Annotated in this window: 7 protein-coding genes; 4 read left to right on the top strand and 3 right to left on the bottom strand. The window is 66.2% G+C overall.

The window, feature by feature from the left end; translation table 11 throughout:
• Positions 1-492, bottom strand: a 492-nt coding sequence (locus BR70_RS0100090) for a hypothetical protein (protein ID WP_027464415.1), incomplete at its 3' end; no start/stop codon positions are given.
• A gap of 8 nt (positions 493-500) precedes the next feature.
• Positions 501-1,166 carry a helix-turn-helix domain-containing protein gene (locus BR70_RS0100085; RefSeq protein ID WP_081827156.1) on the bottom strand — a complete coding sequence of 222 codons (666 nt, stop codon included), beginning with the start codon at positions 1,164-1,166 and terminating at the stop codon, positions 501-503.
• Between the two features lie 918 nt (positions 1,167-2,084).
• Here BR70_RS0100085 and BR70_RS0100080 point away from each other — a divergent pair.
• The 4 genes from BR70_RS0100080 to BR70_RS0100065 all read left to right on the top strand — a co-directional run bounded on the left by BR70_RS0100080 (position 2,085) and on the right by BR70_RS0100065 (position 6,395).
• The gene (locus BR70_RS0100080) at positions 2,085-3,920 is read left to right on the top strand and encodes a bifunctional DNA primase/polymerase (protein WP_155896709.1); all 1,836 of its coding nucleotides are present in this window, start codon (positions 2,085-2,087) and stop codon (positions 3,918-3,920) included.
• A gap of 100 nt (positions 3,921-4,020) precedes the next feature.
• Positions 4,021-4,791 (top strand): ParA family protein, encoded by a 771-nt coding sequence (locus tag BR70_RS0100075; protein ID WP_027464412.1) that lies wholly within the window; start codon positions 4,021-4,023, stop codon positions 4,789-4,791.
• A 188-nt stretch (positions 4,792-4,979) separates the two neighbouring features.
• Positions 4,980-5,135, top strand: a complete 156-nt coding sequence (locus tag BR70_RS23020) for a hypothetical protein (RefSeq protein ID WP_155896708.1) — start codon at positions 4,980-4,982, stop codon at positions 5,133-5,135.
• 708 nt (positions 5,136-5,843) lie between these two features.
• Positions 5,844-6,395: a hypothetical protein gene (locus BR70_RS0100065; protein ID WP_027464411.1), complete on the top strand. Its 552-nt coding sequence runs from the start codon at positions 5,844-5,846 to the stop codon at positions 6,393-6,395.
• A 77-nt stretch (positions 6,396-6,472) separates the two neighbouring features.
• On the opposite strand, the gene BR70_RS18720 is transcribed toward BR70_RS0100065, so the two are convergent.
• A partial coding sequence (locus BR70_RS18720) for a helix-turn-helix domain-containing protein (protein WP_035807532.1) occupies positions 6,473-6,795 on the bottom strand: 323 nt, incomplete at its 5' end.

The raw sequence follows: 6,795 nt of genomic DNA, 5'->3' as shown, positions 1-6,795 counted from the left end.
GAACATGCGCGCCATCTCCTCCACGATCAACTCTTCTCGGACCGACTCAGCGTCGCCCGACTCTGAGCTGTTCCGTGGGCACAGGCGGAGGAACATCCGAGACTCGGGATCCGGCTGCCGCGGCCGGGTGGTGCCTGGCGGGAACCACGTCGCTGGGGCGCTCCGGACGATCAGGTGGCAGAGCTCGTGCATGCGGCTCAGGAAGCTGTAGTAGTCGCTGTCCTGGGCCGCGACGATGATCCCGGTGAAGGTCTTCGCCTCGAACAAGACGCCGGTGGTTGCCCGGAGCGGGGCGTCGGTCTCGGCGAAGACAAGCCGCCGACCGTAGATATCGGAGACAGCGGCACACAGGTGCTCGAAGGACGCTTCTTCGGGCAGAGGCGTGTTCCACACCAGGGCCGCAGCGATCGCCGCGACCGGCTCGTGGGCGGCTTGCCCCCTGCGGCGTCCTAGCATCATGTCTCCCGTCCAGCACTCCCCCTCAGAGAGCACTCACTTGTCTAGGATCGGGGACCCTCTTCTTTGTCGATCAGCGCGCGGATCGCAGACTCCACCGTCGCCATCTCCTCCGGCTCCAACTCGTCGAGCGAGCGAGCCGCGATCTGTGTGACGCCGAACGATCGCATCGACTTCGCGAACCCCAGCTGGGCGTCGATCCGCTGTGCCTCATCCTCGGGTGTCTGCCCCAGGAGGTAGTCCGCCGGCACCTCGAGGAAGTCAGCGAGTGCGACGACCAATGAGTGCGAGCCGGCGCCGTCGACGAACGCTCGCCACTCGCGCAGCGACAGCAAGTGCCCCGTCTTGCTCAGCGCAGCACGTGCCTTCGTGTACGACTCATCGAGGTTGCCCCAAAGCCCTGCAGCTTCGAGTGCGAGCCGCGCCCTGTCCGAACGGACGACCTCGTCAACGTCGTCGACCAGGTCGAGGCCGGCGCGCTTGGCGGCACGGCCCAAGAGCTCGAGTGGATCGTCGTCGATTGCCCGGCACAACGTGACCAGCTCAACGACCGTCACCGGACGCTTCCCGTTGAGGATCCGGTAGATCGTGTCGTGGGTGATCGACGAGCGTTCTGCCCATGCGCGCACGTTGACATGCGCGACGCCTTGCGCTGCCCGCAGCTCGGCGGCAAGCGCTCCGTGCAGGGCTTGTGCGGAGGTTTCGCTCATTGGGTCCACTCAAAAACGCTAGCAGGCGTCGGGTCTGCGCGCCTCCTTGCAAAGATACAGCAGTGTTGCTAATTTGCAACCGTGCCGACCGCTCCGCAACCTATCCCCTGAGAGCGATGGCTACCACGTTGATGACTCCGACCGCGACCGCTCCGGCCAAGATGATCCAGACCCATGCCCGACCAGCGCGCGGCTTAATGGATCGCTCGGTCCCGCTGGGTTGGGGCGGGTTGGTCGCCAGGGTGGAACGCTCGGTCTGCACAAGGACCACTCTTGCGCTATCTGGCTGGCACCCAGCCGAGAACTCGTCCCGTGAGGTGAGAAGCCCCGGAATCCGACACACCGGGAGCAGTGACGGACCTAAGTACGGCGTTAACACCAGACTCGTGTCTATGGCCGGATCTAACGCAGGTGTGAAGCGCAATCGCCTCCCGCGCGGACAGAAGACTGTCCGTCCTGGACTCGCTCTTGCTTCCGATACCGCGGCCGCCTACGAGCGTGCCGCTCGAGCATCCGGCGACCTGTCCTTCTCGCTCTACCTCGAAAAGCTGCGTCGTCAGTTCGAGGACGAGCGGGGTGCGCTGCCGATCCTTGGTACCGCTGCAGTCGACCACCAGGAGGTCGCTGACCCAGCCGCTTAAACGACAGAACCCCCGCACGAGGCGGGGGTCCGGGGCCTAGCCCCAAGTCATGTTCACAACCTGCTACGTCGGCAAACAGATCAGGTTGTGAGAGTTCCGAAGAAGAAGCCCGGTTGGAGCCGGGAGCCTTCGTCGTACCGCCACCCCGAGAGGAGGAGGTGTCGCCATCGTAACGCACGTTGCTGCGCCCGGTACAGATCAATCTGCCCGCGTGTCCTCTCCGGATAGCGCCTGGGATCTGACGCGATCGATCGCGCCTCGTCGGTACGTGAACCGCATGATCGCGGAGGCGGACGGGACGATCCGGTCGAACAGCTACCCGTCGAAGTTCCCGACTGCAGGGCACACTCCCCCCTCGACGCCGTGGACGATCGATCTCACCGACCTTGACGGACGGTTCTGGTTCGCCGCGTTCGACCTCGACGCGAAGACCCCGGAGGACTTCGACCAGGCGGCCGAGGACCTCGGCGTGCTGGTCCGGATCCTCCGCGACGCACAGGTGCCGCACGTGGTGTGCCGCTCGAGCCCCACGGGCGGGTTCCACGTCTGGGTGCCGCTCGCCGGCGTCGACAAGGCCACGATGGTGCAGCTCGCCGGCGCCGCACGCGCCGTGCTCCCGTCTCTTGACCACGGGCTGCTCTGCAACGACCGCACCGGCGCCGTCCGCCCACCGCTGACCCCGCACGCACGTGGTGGCGCGTCCGAGGTGATGGCCGGCGCTGACGACGTCGACGTGCTCCGCACCCCGACCGTCACCGCCGGCGATCTCCTCCGCGTCACGGCCGCGTTCCGTGAGCTCCGCCCCACCGTGGATCCTGCCGACTCCTCCCCCACCGGCCCCGTCGACGCCCGCCACCGGGTGCACCGGTCCCTGCCGGCGTGGGGTGAGGCGCACATGGGAACCGTCGCCGGCGGCCGCGACCCGTCCCGCACCGGCTACCTGTGCCTGCTCGCGGCCGCGGTGTCCGGGTGGACCCTCGCCGACGTCGAGCACGCCGCGAAGACCGCACCCGGCATGGAGCACTACCGCACCCGCAACCGCCCCACCGGCGGCCGCGAGCCCCGCACCGCGGCCGAGGCTGCAGCGCGCCTCGAGCGGCAGTGGGCAAAGGCGCAGGAGCGGGCGGTGCTGTACCGGTACGCGCCCGAGGAACGCGAACAACGAGACCTGACGCAGCTGACTGGGATCGTCGACGTCGTCGAGGCCATGCTGCAGGCGTTCACCGCCTCCCCCGGCCGCTGGAGCCGCACCGAGGCAGACCTGCACGACAGCACCGTCCTGACCTACCTCGCCTGGCTCTCCCTGCGCTCAGGCTCCCGCGACGTCGGCGCCGCACTCCGGTCCGTGGCGATCGCCACCGGGATCCCCTCGAGCACCGTCGACCGCTCACTTCGCCGGCTCCACGCCGCCGGATGGATCACCCGCCGGCGCCAGGCAGATGGCCCCAATGCTGCCGTCTGGCGGCTCACAGACCGGTTTTCCACACCCTCCGTACATGTCGGGCCACTTCACGATGTGACCGCCCGCCCCCCGGCCGAGCTCTTCGACGTGAGAGTCACCCTTCTCGACGCTCTGCAGGACCGACTTGACGCCGGACGACACGACGTCTTTACCCGCGCAGGACTTGGACCCACAGCCCGCCGCGTCTACGAGAGCCTGACCACCGACGAGCACGCTCCCGATGTCGTCGCCGATCGTGCAGGACTCCCCCGCGGCCGAGCACGGGCAGCACTCGCACGGATGCGCCGCTGGACCCTCGCCATCGCCACACCCACGGGCTGGCGACGCCGACTCCAGGACTTCCGCACACACGTAGCCAAGCAGCTCGGCGTCGACGGGATCCTTCAGCGACGGGAACAGCAGTACGTCGACGAGCGAGACCTCTGGGCATGGTGGCAGAACCACCTGATCCGCAAGGCCGGCCGACGCGGCCGCGACCGCACCCCCACCGCCCAGGTCGTCATGTTCCGATCCGTCGACGACCACGGTGGCCCAGAGGCGTACCCGGGATACCCGTGCTCGAGCGACGGCCGAGCCGACCACCAAGAGGCCATGCGGTTCGTGCGACGCGGACTCCTGCAGCAGCTCCGAGATCTCGAGCTAGCCGCGTGAGGACCAGCATGCATGGTTGCTTTCCTTCTTTCTTTCATGCATGAATGCAAGCATGCAAGATTGCTTGACAGACAGCATGCATGCTGACATGCTTTCTGGCATGCAGACAGTCATGGTGTACAGCGAGTCCGGTGGGGTGTCGAAGACGACGACCGCAGTGTCCATCGCGATGATCGCTGCAGAACGAGGCCTCAGGACACTCCTTGTCGACTTGGATCCACGGGCCGCTTCAACGAAGTGGCTTGACGTCGAACCATCGGGGGAGGGGCTGCACGTTGGTGCGATCCTCGGCAACGAGGAACCGGAGGGATGGGCTGAAGACCTGGCAGTGTCTACGGCCTGGTCGCCGAACCTCCGTGTTCTGCCGAGCGCGCGCAACGTATCGAACCGCGAGGCTGACCGGGCCGACCACGCCGAGCTCCGCCTTCGCATGTCACTCGAGGGCGTGCAGGCTGATCTCGTTGTGATCGACTGCCCCAACCGCCAGGGTGGCCCCTTGACCCTGGCAGCCCTCAACGCCGCCGACACCGTCATCTACGCCGCTACCGCTACGAACGACGGTGTGGACGGCTTCAGCGGCGCCCGGAAGACTGTGCAGCAGTTCCGACACAGTCGAGAGCGCATCGGTGCTCCCGTGACTTTGACCGAAGCAGGCATCGTCGTCGGGGGAGTACGGGAGACGATCATGTCCCGGCCGGCCGTGGCGAGCATCGACGAACTCCGCGACACAGGCATGCTCTTGGTGCCCCTCGTCCCAGAACGAGCGATCGTGCAGGAAGTACGCCTCACGGGTGAGTGGTACGGCAACTACAGGAAGGGTGCACCAGTGCTCGACGCGTACACGGCCATCGTGGATCAGGTGATCCGATGACCGACCAGAAGCCAGAGCGCCCCGGCGACCTCAGGACCCGACGCCGACCCCAAGCCGCCGCAGACGAGCGCGTCGACCCGGTCGACTACCGCCAGACTGAGCCTGCTCCGACTCCTGTTCCGGCCCCAGCCCCGGCGTCGCCGAATGCGACTCCGCCGGCGCCGCGCCGAGGCCGCGCTCGGCGCGAGGTGACGGTCCCGTTCAGCACCCGTCTCGCGCTCGACGTGCAGGACCTGATCGATGCAGCGGTCGACGGCGGCGAGGGGACGATCCGCAACGTCGTCGAAGAGGCGATCCGCGAGAAGTACGGACAGCAGTACGGCACGGAGGCGAAGGACCGGTAGGAGTTCAGCGTCACCGAACGCAGCGTTCGGGTGGCTGTACACGAGAACGGGCGGGACAACCGTGGTTGTCCCGCCCGTTCTACGCAGGCCTACGCCAGACCCGCAGCGTTCAACACTGCGAGCATCACCGGTGCAACTTCGTGTACGAGACACGCGTACGCGAGAACCACAGCAGCCTTCCCGTACGTGGATCCATTACGGCCCATGTTGGACATGCCAGTCCCCGCGGCGGTACTGTTGACTAGTCCGGTCAACACTTCGAGTATCGTTTTCATGTTCTCAATTCTTGTTCCGGTGTTTATTTGAAAATTGATTCGGCCTCCCCGGCGTGCTCTAACACGTCGATTCCGGGAGGTCGTTTCATGTCCCTAGAGGGGGACCTTCTCATTCTACCGGTGACCCCCCACACCTGAGGGTGGGTGTGGAAAAGTTCTGGCTCTCCCGCGTGTCGTGATCCCATACGCTTTCGCCGTGGATCCGCGTAAACAAGCCGATCTGAAGCGCAAACCCACTGATAAAACTCGGCCAAAAAAGTGTTACAGCCGTGTAGTTATCCACAGGGAAAACGCGACATCGAGGGCGTTCCGCGGCCTGATGGCACCGTTCTCCCGACGTCGGCAGCGAGAGTCAGCCCCGCCTCCAAGCGCTGGCCGGACAGGCGTGATGGGGCACGGCGGCGGCGGCCGTCGGCGCAGGTAGCGCTGAGTCGTGGGGCTGGCAGCCCAATTGATGCCGGTTCAGGCGCCTGCCGTCGCGCGCGAGCCTCTAGACGCGCCGACCAATTCGCCGCACGCGACCGTGGGCAAGGACCTGCTGGATCCGCAGAGCCAGTTCGTCGCGGACCTGCCGCTCCTCCTCGAGCGCCGTGGCGAACGGAACGGGACTGATATCGATGCCGCCCTCAAAGTACGAAGCCTCCACGCTGAGCTCAGCGGCAGCGATCTGCTCGAGCGATCGTTCCCACCCGCGCCATGCTCGATCGATTTCCCGGGAGCCATATGCGGCAACGAGGGCGGCTCCTTCTGCCAATTCGTCACGCGAAAGCTTGTGAGCTTCACGGGGAAGCGGAGCGTATGGGTCGGGAGTCGTCCCCGTCACCGGATCTCGACCCAGTCCATGTTGTCGACGCGCCTCAGTCAGATTAAAAATCCGATCCTGCTCACCCTGCCCGTTGAGGTGTGCAATATGTACGATCCGCACAAGGGCCTTTGCCCGGTCGGCGACCCGCTGCGCATCCAGAGCGGTGCGCCGATTGAGTAGGGCTGCACCGACGCCGACGACAAGCGCGACCCCTGAGGCAATCGACGGGCCGACGATCGACGCGGTACCCGGGTCGATCATGCTTCGACTCTCGGGAGGACCAGATCCGGTGCCTCAGACACGGGGTGCCGATCGATCGCCCTGTACACAGTCGCTCGGCCGATGCCGAACAACTCGACGAGCTCAGCGATCGAGTGGTCGCCGGCGCGGTGCAGCGCGACGAGGTGACGTTCCTGCGCGGGGGAGAGCTTCGGCTTTCGACCCTTGAGCTTGCCGCGGACCTTCGCGGTGGCCATGCCCTCTCGGGTTCGGGCCCGGATCAGATCAGATTCGAACTCAGCGACCATGCCGAGCACGTTGAACAACAGCCGGCCCACGGGGTCGGTCGGGTCGTACACAG

The sequence above is a fragment of the Curtobacterium sp. UNCCL17 genome (assembly GCF_000686685.1).
Taxonomy (GTDB): Bacteria; Actinomycetota; Actinomycetes; order Actinomycetales; family Microbacteriaceae; genus Curtobacterium; species Curtobacterium flaccumfaciens.
This window is presented reverse-complemented; position numbering and strand designations above follow the sequence as displayed.

Bases quoted from the DNA above. Each gene is read 5' to 3' on its own strand.
- BR70_RS0100080 (WP_155896709.1), top strand. From the start codon at position 2,085: ATGATCGCGGAGGCGGACGGGACGATCCGGTCGAACAGCTACCCGTCG.
- BR70_RS0100075 (WP_027464412.1), top strand. From the start codon at position 4,021: ATGCAGACAGTCATGGTGTACAGCGAGTCCGGTGGGGTGTCGAAGACG.
- BR70_RS0100085 (WP_081827156.1), bottom strand. From the start codon at position 1,166: ATGAGCGAAACCTCCGCACAAGCCCTGCACGGAGCGCTTGCCGCCGAG.